The organism is Halobacillus alkaliphilus (assembly GCF_900113125.1).
Classification (GTDB): Bacteria; Bacillota; Bacilli; order Bacillales; family Halobacillaceae; genus Halobacillus; species Halobacillus alkaliphilus.
Genome location: NZ_FOOG01000001.1, coordinates 17,122 through 33,177, shown reverse-complemented (window position 1 = coordinate 33,177; position 16,056 = coordinate 17,122). Strand labels below are relative to the sequence as shown.

Below are 16,056 nucleotides of genomic sequence, written 5' to 3'. Positions count from 1 at the left end.
AAAGCAGCCTCATCCGTAGATGAGGCTGCTTCATTTGGTCACACTTGAGGTCCATCTGTTTTCTTCTTCTTAACAAACTGAATCGGATTATCTTTGATGTTCTTCCCACGCCAGATCAGCCATAGCTGTGAGGCAATAAATAAGGAAGAATACGTTCCTGCAAGTAGTCCTACTACAAGAGCAAAGGCGAAGTTTGTAATCGACGAGGCTCCAAATAACATAAGCATTATTGCTGCGAATATTACGGTGATCACCGTATTAATACTTCTGGCTAATGTCTGCATCAAGCTGTCGTTCACAACTTTAGCGAGTTCTTTAAAGGACTTGACCTTCTTCTTAAGCTTCAAGTTTTCACGAATCCGGTCAAACGTAACGATGGTATCGTTAACTGAATAACCGACAATCGTTAAGATCGCAGCTATAATTGTAATATCAAACTCAAGCCTTGTAAGACTAAAGAGGGCAATGATAAAGAAAGCATCGTGAAGCAGGGCTATGATAGCTGTCATTGCAAAGAAAAACTCAAATCGAATGGTTACATAAATAATAATCCCGATAGATGCATACAAAACAGCCAATGCTGCATTCTTAGCTAACTCCTGACCAACTACAGGGGATACCGTGCTTACGTTTGGCGTATTGCCGAATTCATCTTCATAGTAACTTTGAATTTCTCCAACTTTATCTTTACTTAATTCGCTGTCAAAACGAGCCACAGCAATTTCATCATTGTCTCCCGATATTACTACTTTCTTAGGGATAACGTTAAACTCTTCTTCCATGGTCTCCTCAACTTGTGAAGCATTGATATTTCCATCAGATAAAATGGAGACCCTTGAGCCGCTTGTAAAATCAATACCCAGGTTCAGACGGAAAACAGCAAGAGCCAGAATACCGGCTGCAATCAAGATAATGGAAATTGCAAAGAACCTTTTCCTTAAACCAACAAAGTCAAACCTACGGTTCATAACCGTTGCTTCAACTTCTTCGCCATCCTCAAGAGAATGAATATCTTCCTGCTTCACACCGAACCACTTAGGCCGTTTATTTAAAAAGCGGCTCTTGACCCATAGCCCCATAAGAAGACGCGTTCCATATACAGCGGTAATGAAGCTGACTAAAATACTTACAATCAGCATCGTAGCAAAGCCTTTTACAGAACTTGTCCCAAAGATGAAAAGGACAGTAGCTGCGATCAGTGTGGTAATGTTCGCATCGAGAATGGTAGCTAGAGAACGTTTATTACCAGCTTTAAAAGCTGACATCACTGATTTGCCGGCTTTTAATTCCTCTTTAATTCTTTCATAGGTAATAATATTGGCATCAACCGCCATACCTACACCGAGTATAAGAGCAGCTATCCCTGGGAGGGTTAGCACCCCGTTCATGGCTTCAAAGACCACTAATATTAGATAAACATATGCGGTCAATGTCACAACCGCTATGATTCCTGGAAAGCGGTAATAAGCCATCATGAATAAGAAAATAGTAGCTATACCAATGGCACCAGCCACGATCGTTTTATTCATCGCCTGTTCACCGAATTGAGCTCCTACTGAGGTAGAATAGGTTTCTTCCAGATTTACTGGAAGGGAACCTGCATTTAAGAGATCCGCTAGTTCTTTCGCTGACTCTACTGTAAAGTCCCCTGTAATCTGTACAGTGGAACTTCTAACTGGTCCATCTGGAAATCTTGGTGCTGATAGATAAGCCGGATCGGCCTTTCCATACTCTTCAGCAAAGGACGTTTCTTCATCATAATCAAGCCATATAACCAGCACATCCTCTGGATAAGGCGTATTTGGATCATCAGGGGTATTAACAACCTCTTCAGAAACATCATAAAATTTACCAGGATCTTTTACGCCAAGAGAAACAGCCGGAGCATTGTTCTGATCATAGGTTTGCTGGGCGCTTCCCTCCACCAGGTCTGATCCATCTAAATATTCTTCTCCATTCGCGCCGCGGAAAGAAAGTTCAGCTGTAGTAGCCAGTAAATCCCGGGCTTCCTGCTGATCTTGAATTCCAGCGAGTTGAACTCGGATACGTCCGCCATCTTCAATGGAAATATTCGTTTCACTAATCCCCAGGGTATTCACTCGTCTGTTCAGGGATTCAACGGTCGCTTCCAGGACATTATCGTTAACTTCCTGGTCTTCGTTCAAAGGCTCCACATCATACAGGATTTCAAATCCACCCTGCAGATCCAGTCCTAAGTTTATATTTTTAGTTACACCTGTTACAGTCGTCCCTATTGTAGCCGCTAATAGAAGCACTACTAGAAAAAAGGCGACGATACGCCCCCGTTTCACCATAACGTTCATTTCCTCCTTTAATCTTGCCCGCCTGTTCATTTTTGAAAAACTTATGTACTTGCAGTAAGTACGTGTCTGTTTCCTAAGTTGTCAGGGTTTCGTTGTTTGTCTATCCGTACCAATTTTACTACTATTTTTATTTTTGACAACATCCAAAGTCGTTTCTATGGTCCAGTTAAGAATTCTATCCACCCTGTGTTATGTGATATTTCGATCCTTATTCTCTAATCAAGCTGTTTATAGAGCGTGCGAGGCAATCCATCATCTATGTAACAAAAGAGTGATCATATTTTTGAACAACTTCGCACAATTTTTGGCGGCTTCTAATCATTGATCTATTATGAAAATTTTTTACTATTTTCCTGTCCCCGCCCTCTCTTCTCGTTAATTCTAAACCTTTGTCATGCCTTGTCCAAGGCTAAGCATATACTTCATTGTAGCTGAATTTTAATACTTTGAGAAGGCGGATTGTTTTTATGTCTAAGCAAACCTTTTTACATGGGGCCCTCATCCTGATAGCTGCGGGGCTGGTCACTCGTCTGCTTGGGTTTATCAACCGGATTGTTGTTGCTCGTGTGATGGGAGCCGAAGGAGTAGGGCTTTATATGATGGCCCTGCCTACTCTGATTCTTGCCATTACCATTACACAGTTCGGTCTTCCTGTAGCTATATCAAAACGCGTATCGGAAGCTGAAGCCACAGGTAATGAGAAGAAAATTAAAAGTATCTTAATAGTCTCCTTATCGATTACCGGTTCCTTAAGTATTATCTTTACAGGCGCTTTATTTATACTTGCCCCTGTTATCGCTTCCTATTTTCTAACTGACCCGCGTGCTCTTTTTCCTTTATTAGTGGTCACACCGATTATACCCATCATTGCTGTTGCGTCGGTAATTCGAGGTTATTTTCAAGGAAGACAGAATATGAAGCCTCAGGCTCTGTCTCAAGTTATTGAGCAGGTAGTCCGTATCGGAGGAGTACTAGTTTTAACTAAACTCCTTTATCCTTATGGTGTCGAATATGCCGCAGCAGGAGCTATGGCGGCCGTGGTTTTAGGTGAATTCGTTTCATTGATTTATATGCTGAGACAGTTCAATCTGCAAAAATCGTTTAAACTGCGCAAGACCTGGAAAAAACACGTGGGGAAAGGAAGACAAACTTTTCAAGAGTTAATGGCTATCGCGCTTCCTACCACGGGCAGCCGCTTTATCGGTTCCCTTACCTATTTCTTTGAACCCATTCTTGTTGCCCAGAGTCTTGCTATAGCTGGCTTCGCTGCAACAGAATCAACTAAACTATACGGGGAACTCACTGGATATGTACTTCCCTTGCTTTTCTTACCTACTTTTTTAACCCATGCTCTTTCAACTGCCCTTGTTCCTTCAATTAGTGAAGCAGCGGCTGTAGGTAAAAAAGAAACCATTCAGTACCGAATTATGCAGTCCATCCGCCTTTCATTAGCTTCCGGAGGCGTCATTACAGTCGTTTTCATGATTTTCCCTGCCGTTATCCTCATGACGGTGTACGGTACCAGCCAAGCTGCTTTTATGCTTCAGTTTATGGCTCCATTTTTCTTGCTGCATTACATTCAGTCACCGCTGCAGGCTACTTTGCAAGCATTAGATTTAGCACAGCCCGCGATGTGGAACACGCTAATTGGTTCGATTATTAAATTTATTGTATTAGTCAGTTTAAGCTCCCGCCCCGAGTTTGGAATTCACGGTGTGGCCATAGCTATGGTAGTAGGCGTTGTTGTTGTTACTCTTCTGCATCTTGGAGTACTTATTAAACACAAAGTCATGACCCTCCCACTGGACATGTTTATCCGTTTCGCACTGGTTGTTGGTATTACCGGCTACGTTGGTTTCACAATGAAGCAGTACCTGCTTCATGAAAGCAGGCCGATTCCACAGCTCCTATGGATGGGTTTCATCCTTACGCTTCTTTATCTGGCACTTCTGTTTCTATTCAAACTTTTACGCAAAGACGAGTGGAAGTTGATACCGTGGAAGAAAATCTTTCATAAAAAATAACCGCTTATAGAAAGCGGTTATTTTATTGAAATTGATTTTTTTCATCTATAGAAACTTCGCCTTCCTCATTAATAGTACATAAAGAAACTTTATCTACAGAATCATATCCCTGTTTTTTAAGTTCATTTAAAAGCCAGTTCTTATTTTTACGTACGTTTTTCAATCCGCTATATTGAATTTCTCCATCCGCGACGAGGACTACAGCATATGAGGAATGACCCTGATCATCTTTTTCAAAAACCGAGAGTTTACCTGAAGGTTCTAAGATAGCATAAGCTACATCATTTACTTGTTGAATCCCATGTTCACGCAATTGTATAAGTAAATCATTAAAATTATAGCGCTGCCGTTTCATCTCGTATTCGTCTACTTTACCGTGTTTAATGATAACAGAAGGCTTTCCATCAAACCATGTTCTAAACCTCTGATTCTTTAATGATATCCAGGCACTGCCGAGTTGTATAATTAATAACACCGCCATTGGGACGACTGATTTCCAGATCGAAGAATCAGGTTGTTCAATTAAAAACACTCCGATTTCAGCGAGCATAATAAAAACAACCAAATCCATGACACTCAGTTCACCGATTTCTCTTTTGCCCATAAATCGAAACACAAATAGAATAATTAAATAGGTAAGAAGGGTTCTTAATATAAGAGCCAGGAAAGCCACTCGTGCCCACGACCTTTCAAGAGGATACTCTCTTATAAGATGACCCATTCTTACTTTTTTATGATGAAAAGGGAAGCAAATATCTAAAGTAAACGTAAATGGACGCGATCAATAAAGATAAAATCAGGACAGGAATTCCATAAATTGAAAATTTAAGAAACGGTATGGGCTGACGGTGACTCGCAGCTATACCCGCTACCACAACATTCGCCGATGCGCCCACCAGCGTTCCATTCCCTCCAAGACATGCACCTAAAGCAAGTGACCACCATATAGGATCCACATTCATCATTCCGTAACCCTGGAGCTCCTGCACAACTGGAATCATAGCTGCCACAAACGGAATATTGTCTACTACCCCTGAAAGCAAACCCGCACTCCATAACATGACCATTGAAGTAATAGGCAGATCCCCTCCAGAAACCCACACCATCATACGGGCCAGTTCATCAATAACACCGACTGTTTCTAAGCCGCCTACCAGCATAAACAACCCCATGAAGAAGAATAAGGTTACCCACTCCACCTCTTGAAAAACGTGTTCAACATCGAGCTCTTTGTCAGTTAAAAACAAGAGTAATAAAGCTCCGCTGACAGCAATGGTGGTAATATCCATATGTACAAATGGATGCATCATAAAACCCATGATGGTTAAAATCAGTACAGAAACGGACTGGAATAATAAACGGGAGACCTTTAGATGTTCACGCGCGTCCATTTCCAAAAGAGCAGCAGCTAGTTCCGGATTGTAGATTAATTGCTTGCGGAATATAAGCAGTAAGATAGTTAACACAGATCCAAAAATCACGAGCACCACTGGACCTAAATGATAAATAAAGGATAGAAAACTAAAATGCTCTACCGCCTGTCCTATCATAATGTTAGGTGGATCACCGATCAAAGTCGCAGTCCCGCCGATATTTGAGCTGAATATCGTAACAAGTAAATAAGGAAAAGCCGGAAGTTGTAATCGGTCAATTAATGTAAGGAGTACAGGAACGAATAGCAGAACGGTTGTTACGTTATCTAAAAAGGCAGAGCCAACAGCAGTAAATATTGCACTTACGGCAAGCAAAGGTATAGGACGTCCTTTCACCATCTGAGCTAAACGAATAGCCATATAGGTAAATACGCCGGTTTTTTTCGTAATGGAAACCAGCACCATCATAGAAAAAAGCAAAGCCACTGTCTCCCAATCAATAAACCCAAATGCCTCCTCCCACTCGTACACTTTCGTCACTAATAGAAGAACACCGCCGGCTAAGGCTACAAGTGCCCGATTCCACTTCTCCGTCATAATTAAAACATAGCTCGCTACGAATATGAGTAATGCAAGTAGAGTTGCCATACACCTTCCCCTTTTATAAGGTCTTTACTCTATACGTATTCAAGTAAGTAGGAAAATATCTACTTCTATCTAAGGCTTAAACATGCATATAGTGTTAATGACAAGCTTAAGAAGGGGGATTTATTTTATGAAAAAATTTACGCAGGGCGTCCTTGGATATGGAATCGGCTCTATTCTTCTACTCATGATTATTTCAGCGGCTGTACTGGCTCTTTTCCTTCGTTTTACATCTATGGAATATCAAACCCTTAATCAAGCAGCCCTGATCACCGGTTTAAGTATTTTAGCATTTGGTGGAATGATGGCTGCTTACAAAGGAGAGCAGAAGGGGTGGCTTTCCGGGGTTATGACAGGTCTAATTTTCGTAGCGGCTATGGCTTTATTCCAAATCATTTTTGAGAACCAATGGATATCACTGCCGCAGCTCAGTTATTTCGGAGGATTGGTTCTAGCAGCCTGGCTCGGAGGTATGATTGGGGTCAATTTGCCAAGACGAACGGCAAAAAGATAATTGAACATGAGAAATCCCGCTGCAAATACAGCGGGATTGTAATCATTAGTCCTGATTTAGTTTCTCACGAACAGATGAACGATCGAATTTCATTTGCGTTCCATCCTGTACCGTAATAACTAGAGATCCTTCATCTATAGCATGGACCGTACCATGGAGACCTCCGATTGTGATGATTCTATCGCCTTTTTGCAAGTCCGCCTGCATTTGTTGTACTTTTTTCTGTTTCTTTTGCTGCGGACGAATTAATAGGAAATAGAAAATGACAAACATTAGAATAATTGGTAATAAACCGACTAATGTATCCATTTAATTTCCCCCCTTCTAAAAGTTCTTCGCATTTGGTTTATTGAAACCATATTGTTCAAAGAATTCTTCTCTAAAGTCTCCGAGTCGATCTTCTTTAATGGCTTCACGCACTTGCCTCATTAATTTTAACAGAAAATACAGGTTATGATAAGTAGTTAATCTAAAGCCAAATGTTTCACTTGATTTAACAAGATGTCTGATGTACGCGCGGCTGTAATTGCGGCACGTATGGCAGTCACAATTTTCATCAATCGGGCGAAAATCCCGGGCGAATTTTGCATTACGGACAACCAATCGGCCATTAGAAGTCATACATGTACCATTACGTGCAATCCGGGTCGGCAGAACACAATCAAACATATCTATGCCCCGCATGCTTCCGTCAATTAGTGAATCGGGTGAGCCTACTCCCATTAAATAACGTGGTTTTTCATCAGGCAGGAGAGGAGCCGTAAAATCAAGCACTCGGTTCATAACATCTTTCGGCTCACCAACGGAAAGCCCTCCAATAGCATAACCTGGGAAATCCATTGAAGTAAGATCTCTTGCGCTTTGGCGGCGCAAATCTTCATATTCTCCTCCTTGGATAATCCCAAATAGCCCCTGATCATGAGGTCTCTGGTGGCCTTCCAGGCATCGTTCAGCCCAACGACTGGTCCGCTCCACTGACTTTTTCATATAGTCATGCTCGGCCGGGTACGGAGGACACTCATCAAAAGCCATCATAATATCAGCACCAAGTGAATTTTGGATCTGCATGGCTTTCTCAGGTGAAAGAAATAACTTCTCTCCGCTGATATGGTTACGGAAATGCACACCTTCTTCTTCAATCTGTCTCAAGTCACTTAAGCTGAATACTTGAAATCCTCCTGAATCTGTAAGGATCGATCCATTCCAGTTCATGAAAGAATGAAGACCTCCTGCTTCTTCAACGATATCTTCCCCGGGACGCAGCCACAAATGGTACGTGTTAGAAAGTATAATTGGAGCTCCCATTTGCTCAAGTTCCTCGGGACTCATCGTTTTTACCGTTGCAAGCGTACCTACCGGCATGAACATTGGAGTTTCAAATGATCCGTGAGGGGTATGAACTTTGCCGAGACGTGCACCAGTTTGTTTACATGTTTTAATTAATTCATATGTGATTGCCATTATTTCTTTCCTTTCTCCACTTCAAGCAATAATCTAACTAAATAATCAGCATCGCATCTCCAAAGCTGAAAAATCGATACTTATTCTCCACAGCTCTAGCATATGCTTCCAGAACAAAATCACGACCCGCAAAGGCACTGACAAGCATAATCAGCGTGGATTTAGGCAGATGAAAATTAGTAATCAGTCCGTCAATCGCTTTCAGCTTTTGGGGTGGATAGATAAATATATCCGTCCATCCGCTAGCTTCCTGAAAAGTACCGTAATCACGGATGATTGTTTCCAAAGTCCTTGTGGAAGTTGTACCTACAGAGATAATTCGACCTCCCTGTTTTTTCACCTGATTCAATTGGTCAGCCGTTTCTTGAGATACTTGGTAGAACTCAGCATGCATATCGTGGTCTTCCACCTTATCGACACTAACAGGACGGAAGGTTCCAAGGCCGACATGAAGGGTGAGATAGGCTATAGTTACACCGGAAGCTTGAAGGTTTTCAAGTAGTTCATTAGTAAAATGAAGTCCGGCAGTAGGTGCTGCTGCAGATCCTTCTTCCTTCGCATATACAGTCTGGTAACGTTCCCTGTCCGACAGCTGCTCCTTAATATAAGGGGGAAGCGGCATCTCACCAAGGGATTCCAGTACCTCCATAAAAATCCCCTCATAAGAGAACCTGACTTTTCTTCCTCCATGCTCTTGAAGCTCCGTGCATTCGGCTATTAACTGTCCGTCCCCGAACACAATACGAGAACCTGGTTTTACTTTTTTAGCAGGTTTGATAAGTACATCCCACTCGTCTTTCGAATCCTGATGAAGGAGAAGAACCTCTACTTTTCCTCCCGTGTCTTCTTTTGCTCCAAATAGCCTTGCCGGGAGTACGCGTGTATCATTTAAAACGAGGCAGTCGCCTGGCTTTAATAGCCGTTCAATATCTGAAAAATGGTAATGTTCTATTGTTTCAGCGCTCCGGTCGCAAACCATGAGGCGTGAAGAAGAACGATCCTGAAGCGGAACCTGAGCAATAAGCTCTTCGGGCAGTTCAAAATCATACTGCTTAATATCCATTTAAATCCCCTATTCTTCCTTAGCGTATTTTACCAATAATATAAAATATAAGTGATAGAACAATACTCGCAACAATGGACGTCATAATTGGAAAATAAAAGGTTGTATTCCCTTTTTTAAAAGACAAATCACCTGGAAGTCTGCCAACAAAACTCCATAAAAGTCCTATCACGATAAATACAATCCCTATAACAATAAATATTTTTCCGAACCCAGTCAAGTTCCGGGCACCTCCCTATGGAAGTGAGCGTATGCTTTAGGTGTTACGACACGTCCACGCGGAGTTCTTTGTATAAATCCAATTTGAAGAAGAAACGGCTCGTACACATCCTCAATAGTCTGAGACTCTTCTCCAATTGTAGCCGAAATAGTATCAAGCCCCACTGGTCCACCTCGAAACCCATCCATAATGCCTTTTAAAAGCTTGTGGTCTATATAATCGAGTCCTTCAGCGTCTACTTGAAGCATTTCTAGCGCTTCTTGTGTCGTTTCGAGAGAGATCACGGATTCACCTTTGACCTGAGCTATATCCCTCACCCGTTTAAATAATCGGTTGGCAATACGCGGTGTTCCTCTCGAACGCCGGGCAATTTCCACAGCAGCATTAAGATCAATTTCCACATGAAAAATATCTGCCGTCCTCTCTACAATCGAACATAAAGCTTCTGTTTCATAATATTCTAACCTGCTGTGAACACCGAATCGGTCTCGAAGCGGAGCCGATAACAAACCGGCCCTTGTGGTGGCTCCGACCAGAGTAAATGGAGGCAGATCAAGGCGCATTGATCTTGCACTGGGGCCGCTGCCTACTACAATGTCCAAACAGAAGTCTTCCATGGCCGGGTAGAGCACTTCTTCTACCGATCTTGGTAATCGATGAATTTCATCTATAAAAAGAACATCCCCAGGCTCCAGTGAAGATAAAATTGCCGCCAGATCTCCCGCCCTCTCAATGGCAGGTCCAGCCGTTGTCCTGAACTGCACCCCCATTTCATTGGCAATAATAGAAGCAAGCGTCGTTTTCCCGAGTCCAGGAGGGCCGTAGAGAAGTGCATGGTCCAGAGGTTCTTCTCTCATCTTTGCTGCTTCAATAAAAATATGCAGATTTCGTTTAGTCTGGTCCTGACCAATATACTGTTTGAGCGTTTCCGGTCTCAAACTAAGTTCAATGTCCTGATCTGTCTCCTGCAACTCGCCGGAAATCATTCGATCTTCCACATTAGTTCCCCCTTCCAGTTATGACTTCATCAATATCTGTAACCCTTGTCTTACATAATCATCAACACTGCCTTCACTGGTTTTTTGAAGTTCTGTTCGTGCCAATTTAATTTCTTTTTCTGTATATCCTAAAGCCTTTAATGCTTCAAGTGCATCTTCTATACGCTCTCTTTTTTCTTTTGAAGTTAGTTCCTCTTGATAGAAAATTGTATCTTCATTCTGCTCATCAGGCAGCCATACAATCAATTTGCCTTTCAAGTCCAATATCATCTGTCTCGCGGTCTTTTTTCCGACACCAGGGAATTTAGTTAAGTACTTATCGTCTTCCTGTTCAATAGCTGAGACGAACTCGGGCACACTTACCGTACCAAGTATAGCTAAAGCACCCTTCGGACCGATTCCAGAAACATTTAAAAGTTGGGCGAACAGCTGTTTATCTTCTTTTTTCCTGAAGCCAAATAATGTTTGTTGATCTTCTCGGATATAGTGGTATGTATGAACTTTGATCTCTCGGTTTAAATAATCTTGAAAGTTGTAAGGGTTAGCACATAGAATCTCATAACCGATACCGCCTGTTTCAAGAATTATAGACGCATCTTCAATTAAGCTTAATTGTCCTTTTACATAAGTAATCATAGTTGGAAGTCCTCTCTTACCTGTATTGCTTAGCACTCTCTATTGTAACACACAAGCACATGTTCGCCCATGACAGAACCGGAAGAAAAATGTAGATTCCTGCCGTGTTCAACCAGATTTAATCAACTTGTTTCAAAAATAATCGAGGCTCCCAACTTACACAAAAATAAAACAGCCGTCTATGAGCATTCATAGCGGCTGTTCTTCTCCTGCATACTGCTTAACGACTTGCTCAAAATGAGAGGCATCCTTAATTTTAATACCATCTATCAATTCTGACTTTCTCTTCGATTCTAATGGTTCTATAGGGATAGGTTTAAAGGATTCTATAACCTTCCCTTGAGAGGGAGCGCCCTCAAATACTGCCAGTTCTCCATCTTCCGTAAGTCCAAAATACCCCTGCTGCTTAGTCAGTGGTGAGATATCTTCCACTTGTCTTTTGAAAACAATCTGATCCAGCTCCTGAGATTCTATGGACCATCCTTCATAAGTCGACCAGAAATCCACCATAGACCATATCGTTTCTTCCTTATTAATGGTCTCTGTTACACCATCCAGATAATTTTGCTTCAATACCACCTTTATCGTTAAAGGTTCCGGATTCACTAGAGTTTCCACAGCATTTTCTTGTGTTTTATTAATGACCGTTCTTTGATGAGATAAATCCTCTGCTCTAAGAGAGACTTCTTCTTCCGCAGCAAACCATTGCCATCCTGCAAAAATTAAACTGGCCGGTATAATCCATAACCATCGATTCATCGCAGGTCCCCCTAACTAAAAAATAACTTCTGTCCCTAGTATGTCCAGGAACAGAAGTTATTATGATAGAAAGACAGCGATTAAGATAATTTCTCTAAGATGGCTTCATCAGCATCTAAGTTATGATATACCTCTTGAACATCATCGTTATCCTCAAGCATATCAATTAATTTAAGCATCTTTTCTACGCCCTCTTCATCCAGAGGCGTGTACGTTTCTGGAATCATCGTAACTTCACTCGTCACAAATGAATACCCGCTTTTTTCAAGCGAAGCCTTCACTTCAGAAAAGGTTTCAGGTTCAGCGTAAATTTCGAATTGATCCTCTGTGGTTTCCATTTCTTCCGCTCCGGCTTCGATTACCTCAAGCATCATTTCTTCTTCGTCCACCTCTGTTTCCCCGCGATCAACCACTAAATAGCCTTTGCGGTCAAACATAAAGGAGACGCAGCCATTTTCACCAAGATTTCCATCGTTTTTATTAAAGGCATGCCGCACGTCTGCCGCGGTCCGGTTTTTATTATCTGTTAATACCTTAACCATAACAGCTACACCGCCAGGACCATAGCCTTCATAGGTGTACTCTTCATAGTTTACTCCTTCAAGATCACCTGTTGCTTTCTTAATGGCACGATCGATATTTTCATTCGGCATATTATTTGATTTAGCTTTATCTACAGCCAAGCGCAGATTGGGATTCATCTCTGGATCCCCGCCGCCTTGCCTGGCAGCCATGAATATCTCTCTTGCCAGCTTCATGAAAAGCTTACCCCGTTTGGCGTCTTGTGCGCCTTTTCGGCGTTTTATATTACTCCATTTTGAATGACCAGCCATGGACATTCTCCTCTCCAAAGCAAATCTTTTCCTTCATCAATATACCACAATTTCCCGGTGAGAATAAAGCGACTTACTTACCGGTCTGGTTTTGCTGAAAGAAATCTCTGATCTGACTTTTTAGCTGAGCTGGAGCCTGCGAAGCTTTTAACCTGGCGTTCAAATCCTTCATGTGATCCCAATTATTATTATTGGTATAGATGATGATTGGTTTATCTGTGATTTCTTTGACTTTTGCCTCAACCTTTTTAGGAATGGACTGATCTCTGCGGTTATATGGATTAATCATCACCGCGATATACACTTTCTTATCATCCGTAAAAGCCTGAGTCATCGTGACTTCTTCTAATTCATTAACCTTCTTCATGATCGTCATGGACTCTTCGTTGTTAAACGCATTATCATGCCCTCTGTTGGTTTCTTTAAATTTGGAGTTACGGAATTCTTCTTCTGCTGTACGTTTGAACCAGCTGTCTTCTCCAGTGGGAATCTGGCCTCTTCGTTTGATGCCAGGGTCCCCTCCATAGGTGATGGGTTCGTAGTAAGTGGTTTCGTCTCCAGTCTGCTCATCAGGCTGTGCACCACATCCAGCCGTTAGTAAAATTGTAAACATTAGAACCATAAAATATTTCCACATAAAAAAACATTCTCCTTTTACCATTACTATGGTTTCAGGAGAATGTTTTAAACAGTTAATTTTACCCAACAGCTTATTGAGGCGGTGAAGGGGGAAGATTACGTTTGTGAGCTGATTTTTTATGCATGGACTCTATAATCTTTCTATCTTCTTCAGGAATTTCTTCGCCGCGTAGGAAGGCATCAATTTTATTATAACTTGTTCCCATTTCATTTTCGTCTGTCTGACCTTCCCAAAGCCCAGCACTTGGCTGTTTATTTATTATTTCATCAGGAACGCCTAAATAAGCAGCCATTTCGCGCACTTCACCTTTTGGCAGGTGAACTAATGGTACGAGATCCACTCCACCATCCCCGTATTTAGTAAAGTATCCGGTGTACCATTCAGCAGCATTATCTGTACCTACTACTAAATATTTATGGTTCTGAGCTATGGCATATAATGTACTCATACGCAGCCTTGCACGTAAATTTGCGTCTGCCAGTTTTTCCTGGTTAGCGTCGAAGATTCCGTCTGATTTGAGTTGGCTTTTGATTGTTTGAAACATAACTTCATGAGTTTCAGTCAAATCTACTGTTATCGAGGATAAACCGCATGCGTTAGTCACTACTTCAGCGTGTTTTTGGTCGCTTCCCTGACTTTTACAAGGCATAATCACTCCAAGAGACTGATCTGGAAAAGCGCGTTTAATTAAGTTTGCGACTACCGCGGAGTCAATTCCCCCGCTCACTCCTACAAGTAAGCCTTCTACATTTGCCTGTTCCACTTGTTCTCGTAACCATGTAACTAATTCATTAACTTTATGTTCCACCGGATTGTTCATCCTCTCACACATATGATACTTTATCTTAGCATATGTTCAGCATATCGGACAAACTTCCTCCGGCTTTCCCATGCTTTCTCTAATTTTTTTATATGCTTGGAAAAAGATACTTCCCCCCTAAGACATCGTCTATAACCGTACAACCACTCTCTGAGAAGATCGGCAGGAACCAATACTCCTTTTAGCCAAATGTCAGGGTCCGGAGTGTGCTTGAAATACTGAAGAAGTAAAGCTCGCTGATTCTCCAGATAAGGAAGAAACCGCTGCCCCAATTGAATATGATCATATAGATGAGGTCCGGTGTGTAACAAATCAAAATCAATTAGTTTTATCTCATGTTTATTATTAATTATAAAGTTATGATGAGCGACATCGCCGTGCAGCCATTCGTTATTTTCCCATGCCTTTTCTTCTACTTCTCCCCAAGGATGATTAGAAAAGCGTTCAAGTTGGATGATCATGTTTAAACGAAGCTCTTGATAGATACTTCTTTTTCTGTACTCTGAAAAGACATCCTGCGTTTCCTCAAATTGCTCCAAACGTCTTTCCCATTTAATATAAAGTGGATCTCGTGGGATAGCTAAAGTAGCGATCCCTTTGGTAGTGCGATGAAATTGCTGCAGCACTTGCACAGCTTTTTCTCTATCATAATGATTGTCAAAATCCGCATGTTTACCTTGGACCCATTCAAAAAGCCCCCACGCGCACCCCAGCTTACTTTTTGTGTAGATATTGTCTTGAAAAGGCAGAGGACGAGCAGCTGAGATTGAGGCATAGTTCCAATCCTGAAAGAAGTTGATCTGCTGTTCTAACGTTTGCGCTCTCCTGTATCCTTTTAATATCATCGGATGATCATTATAGCGGACTTTATAAACTTTAGGCTTAATTACCTTTTCTAATCTAATAGGTAATTTTTCTTCTTGCCAGAGCCATTGAAAAAGGCGATCCGTATATGAATCGCCTTCTGTATGCTCAACTTTCATCTACATCATCGTCCCGCCAAGGACCCTGATAAGGTCCCATTGGCCCTGCCTGCGAGTAATCACTCCCCATCGATTGTGGCATGCTGTACGGACTCATTCCATAGGGGCCTCCGCCCTGATGCGGTCCCCAACCGCCCATTGGGTATTGCATAGGACCATAGCCTTGAGGGTAACCATGGTGAGGGTAGCCATGATGGTGATAACCCGGATACATTGGCTGACCTCCATATCCCATTGCCGGAGACCAGTCCTGAGGCCCCCCAGCACCGTCCCCGCTGCATCCGCAGTCCCCTCCTGCTTGAGCTCCCTGGACCATAGGTGAGGAACTTTCCTCATATTCTGCTCCCATATAGCCTTGCTGGTGAGGGTACATAGGCATATTATGCTGGGAAGGCATCTGCATAGGCATATAAGCTGGCATCATTACAGGATGAGGCGGGCAACAATAAAAGTCTGTATGCACCAATTGAGGCTGCATTGGCTGTTGATGCATTGGCTGTTGTTGCATTGGCTGTTGCATTGGCTGTTGCATAGGCTGCTGCATGGGCTGCTGTTGCATAGGCTGATAGTAAGGCTGCTGAGAGGACTCCTGATAATGTGATTTCCCGCCGTCTTTTGGCGATTCCTCAGAAGCCATTTCTTCTTCTTTCGGAGCTTTCGGCATTGGCATTTGAGGTAAGTGAAAAGTCGTGTAATAATTTTGCATTTGCTGGTCAATACTTGGCATTTGAATCGGCATATTCATTTGAATAGGCTGTACAGG

The 16,056-nt window shown here is 42.1% G+C and carries 16 protein-coding genes; 2 read left to right on the top strand and 14 right to left on the bottom strand.

Annotation, left to right across the window (positions count from 1 at the left end; genetic code table 11):
* Window positions 1-38: 38 nt before the first annotated feature.
* Complete coding sequence (gene secDF, locus BMZ06_RS00185; protein ID WP_089748978.1) at window positions 39-2,315, bottom strand: protein translocase subunit SecDF; 2,277 nt, start codon at window positions 2,313-2,315, stop codon at window positions 39-41.
* Window positions 2,316-2,791: 476 nt separating this feature from the next.
* Here secDF and spoVB point away from each other — a divergent pair, with 476 nt between their 5' ends.
* A complete protein-coding gene (spoVB, locus tag BMZ06_RS00180) occupies window positions 2,792-4,348 on the top strand; it encodes a stage V sporulation protein B (protein ID WP_089748976.1) in 1,557 nt (518 codons plus the stop codon).
* A gap of 22 nt (window positions 4,349-4,370) precedes the next feature.
* On the opposite strand, the gene BMZ06_RS00175 is transcribed toward spoVB, so the two are convergent.
* Both BMZ06_RS00175 and BMZ06_RS00170 read right to left on the bottom strand, forming a co-directional pair.
* Window positions 4,371-5,069 (bottom strand): YetF domain-containing protein, encoded by a 699-nt coding sequence (locus BMZ06_RS00175; protein ID WP_425431741.1) that lies wholly within the window; start codon window positions 5,067-5,069, stop codon window positions 4,371-4,373.
* Between the two features lie 10 nt (window positions 5,070-5,079).
* On the bottom strand, window positions 5,080-6,369 hold the full coding sequence (locus tag BMZ06_RS00170) for an ArsB/NhaD family transporter (RefSeq protein WP_089748971.1): 1,290 nt from the start codon (window positions 6,367-6,369) through the stop codon (window positions 5,080-5,082).
* Window positions 6,370-6,496: 127 nt separating this feature from the next.
* Between BMZ06_RS00170 and BMZ06_RS00165 the strand changes: the two genes are divergently transcribed.
* Window positions 6,497-6,880: a TIGR04086 family membrane protein gene (locus tag BMZ06_RS00165; RefSeq protein ID WP_089748970.1), complete on the top strand. Its 384-nt coding sequence runs from the start codon at window positions 6,497-6,499 to the stop codon at window positions 6,878-6,880.
* A 45-nt stretch (window positions 6,881-6,925) separates the two neighbouring features.
* Here BMZ06_RS00165 and yajC read toward each other — a convergent pair whose 3' ends face one another.
* The 11 genes from yajC to BMZ06_RS00110 all read right to left on the bottom strand — a co-directional run bounded on the left by yajC (window position 6,926) and on the right by BMZ06_RS00110 (window position 15,293).
* Window positions 6,926-7,189 carry a preprotein translocase subunit YajC gene (yajC, locus tag BMZ06_RS00160; RefSeq protein ID WP_089748968.1) on the bottom strand — a complete coding sequence of 88 codons (264 nt, stop codon included), beginning with the start codon at window positions 7,187-7,189 and terminating at the stop codon, window positions 6,926-6,928.
* A gap of 15 nt (window positions 7,190-7,204) precedes the next feature.
* Entirely contained in the window at window positions 7,205-8,341 is a 1,137-nt protein-coding gene (gene tgt, locus BMZ06_RS00155; RefSeq protein ID WP_175477752.1) for a tRNA guanosine(34) transglycosylase Tgt, read from the bottom strand.
* Between the two features lie 37 nt (window positions 8,342-8,378).
* A complete protein-coding gene (gene queA, locus BMZ06_RS00150) occupies window positions 8,379-9,404 on the bottom strand; it encodes a tRNA preQ1(34) S-adenosylmethionine ribosyltransferase-isomerase QueA (protein WP_089748964.1) in 1,026 nt (341 codons plus the stop codon).
* Window positions 9,405-9,423: 19 nt separating this feature from the next.
* Entirely contained in the window at window positions 9,424-9,624 is a 201-nt protein-coding gene (locus tag BMZ06_RS00145) for a DUF2905 domain-containing protein (RefSeq protein ID WP_014643877.1), read from the bottom strand.
* Window positions 9,621-10,622 (bottom strand): Holliday junction branch migration DNA helicase RuvB, encoded by a 1,002-nt coding sequence (gene ruvB / locus BMZ06_RS00140; RefSeq protein WP_089748962.1) that lies wholly within the window; start codon window positions 10,620-10,622, stop codon window positions 9,621-9,623. The genes BMZ06_RS00145 and ruvB overlap by 4 nt, the downstream gene beginning before the upstream one ends.
* An 18-nt stretch (window positions 10,623-10,640) precedes the next feature.
* Window positions 10,641-11,258 carry a Holliday junction branch migration protein RuvA gene (gene ruvA / locus BMZ06_RS00135; protein WP_089748959.1) on the bottom strand — a complete coding sequence of 206 codons (618 nt, stop codon included), beginning with the start codon at window positions 11,256-11,258 and terminating at the stop codon, window positions 10,641-10,643.
* Window positions 11,259-11,447: 189 nt separating this feature from the next.
* Window positions 11,448-12,017, bottom strand: a complete 570-nt coding sequence (locus BMZ06_RS00130) for a BofC C-terminal domain-containing protein (RefSeq protein WP_089748957.1) — start codon at window positions 12,015-12,017, stop codon at window positions 11,448-11,450.
* Window positions 12,018-12,097: 80 nt separating this feature from the next.
* The gene (locus tag BMZ06_RS00125) at window positions 12,098-12,850 is read right to left on the bottom strand and encodes a YebC/PmpR family DNA-binding transcriptional regulator (RefSeq protein ID WP_089748956.1); all 753 of its coding nucleotides are present in this window, start codon (window positions 12,848-12,850) and stop codon (window positions 12,098-12,100) included.
* 73 nt (window positions 12,851-12,923) lie between these two features.
* Complete coding sequence (locus tag BMZ06_RS00120) at window positions 12,924-13,487, bottom strand: YhcN/YlaJ family sporulation lipoprotein (protein ID WP_089748954.1); 564 nt, start codon at window positions 13,485-13,487, stop codon at window positions 12,924-12,926.
* A 73-nt stretch (window positions 13,488-13,560) separates the two neighbouring features.
* Window positions 13,561-14,298 (bottom strand): NAD(+) synthase, encoded by a 738-nt coding sequence (nadE, locus tag BMZ06_RS00115; protein WP_089748952.1) that lies wholly within the window; start codon window positions 14,296-14,298, stop codon window positions 13,561-13,563.
* 32 nt (window positions 14,299-14,330) lie between these two features.
* Entirely contained in the window at window positions 14,331-15,293 is a 963-nt protein-coding gene (locus tag BMZ06_RS00110; RefSeq protein ID WP_089748950.1) for a phosphotransferase, read from the bottom strand.
* Window positions 15,294-16,056: the final 763 nt, after the last annotated feature.

Bases quoted from the DNA above. Each gene is read 5' to 3' on its own strand.
- secDF (WP_089748978.1), bottom strand. From the start codon at position 2,315: ATGGTGAAACGGGGGCGTATCGTCGCCTTTTTTCTAGTAGTGCTTCTA.
- spoVB (WP_089748976.1), top strand. From the start codon at position 2,792: ATGTCTAAGCAAACCTTTTTACATGGGGCCCTCATCCTGATAGCTGCG.
- BMZ06_RS00175 (WP_425431741.1), bottom strand. From the start codon at position 5,069: ATGGGTCATCTTATAAGAGAGTATCCTCTTGAAAGGTCGTGGGCACGA.
- BMZ06_RS00170 (WP_089748971.1), bottom strand. From the start codon at position 6,369: ATGGCAACTCTACTTGCATTACTCATATTCGTAGCGAGCTATGTTTTA.
- BMZ06_RS00165 (WP_089748970.1), top strand. From the start codon at position 6,497: ATGAAAAAATTTACGCAGGGCGTCCTTGGATATGGAATCGGCTCTATT.
- yajC (WP_089748968.1), bottom strand. From the start codon at position 7,189: ATGGATACATTAGTCGGTTTATTACCAATTATTCTAATGTTTGTCATT.
- tgt (WP_175477752.1), bottom strand. From the start codon at position 8,341: ATGGCAATCACATATGAATTAATTAAAACATGTAAACAAACTGGTGCA.
- queA (WP_089748964.1), bottom strand. From the start codon at position 9,404: ATGGATATTAAGCAGTATGATTTTGAACTGCCCGAAGAGCTTATTGCT.
- ruvA (WP_089748959.1), bottom strand. From the start codon at position 11,258: ATGATTACTTATGTAAAAGGACAATTAAGCTTAATTGAAGATGCGTCT.
- BMZ06_RS00130 (WP_089748957.1), bottom strand. From the start codon at position 12,017: ATGAATCGATGGTTATGGATTATACCGGCCAGTTTAATTTTTGCAGGA.
- BMZ06_RS00125 (WP_089748956.1), bottom strand. From the start codon at position 12,850: ATGGCTGGTCATTCAAAATGGAGTAATATAAAACGCCGAAAAGGCGCA.
- BMZ06_RS00120 (WP_089748954.1), bottom strand. From the start codon at position 13,487: ATGTGGAAATATTTTATGGTTCTAATGTTTACAATTTTACTAACGGCT.
- BMZ06_RS00110 (WP_089748950.1), bottom strand. From the start codon at position 15,293: ATGAAAGTTGAGCATACAGAAGGCGATTCATATACGGATCGCCTTTTT.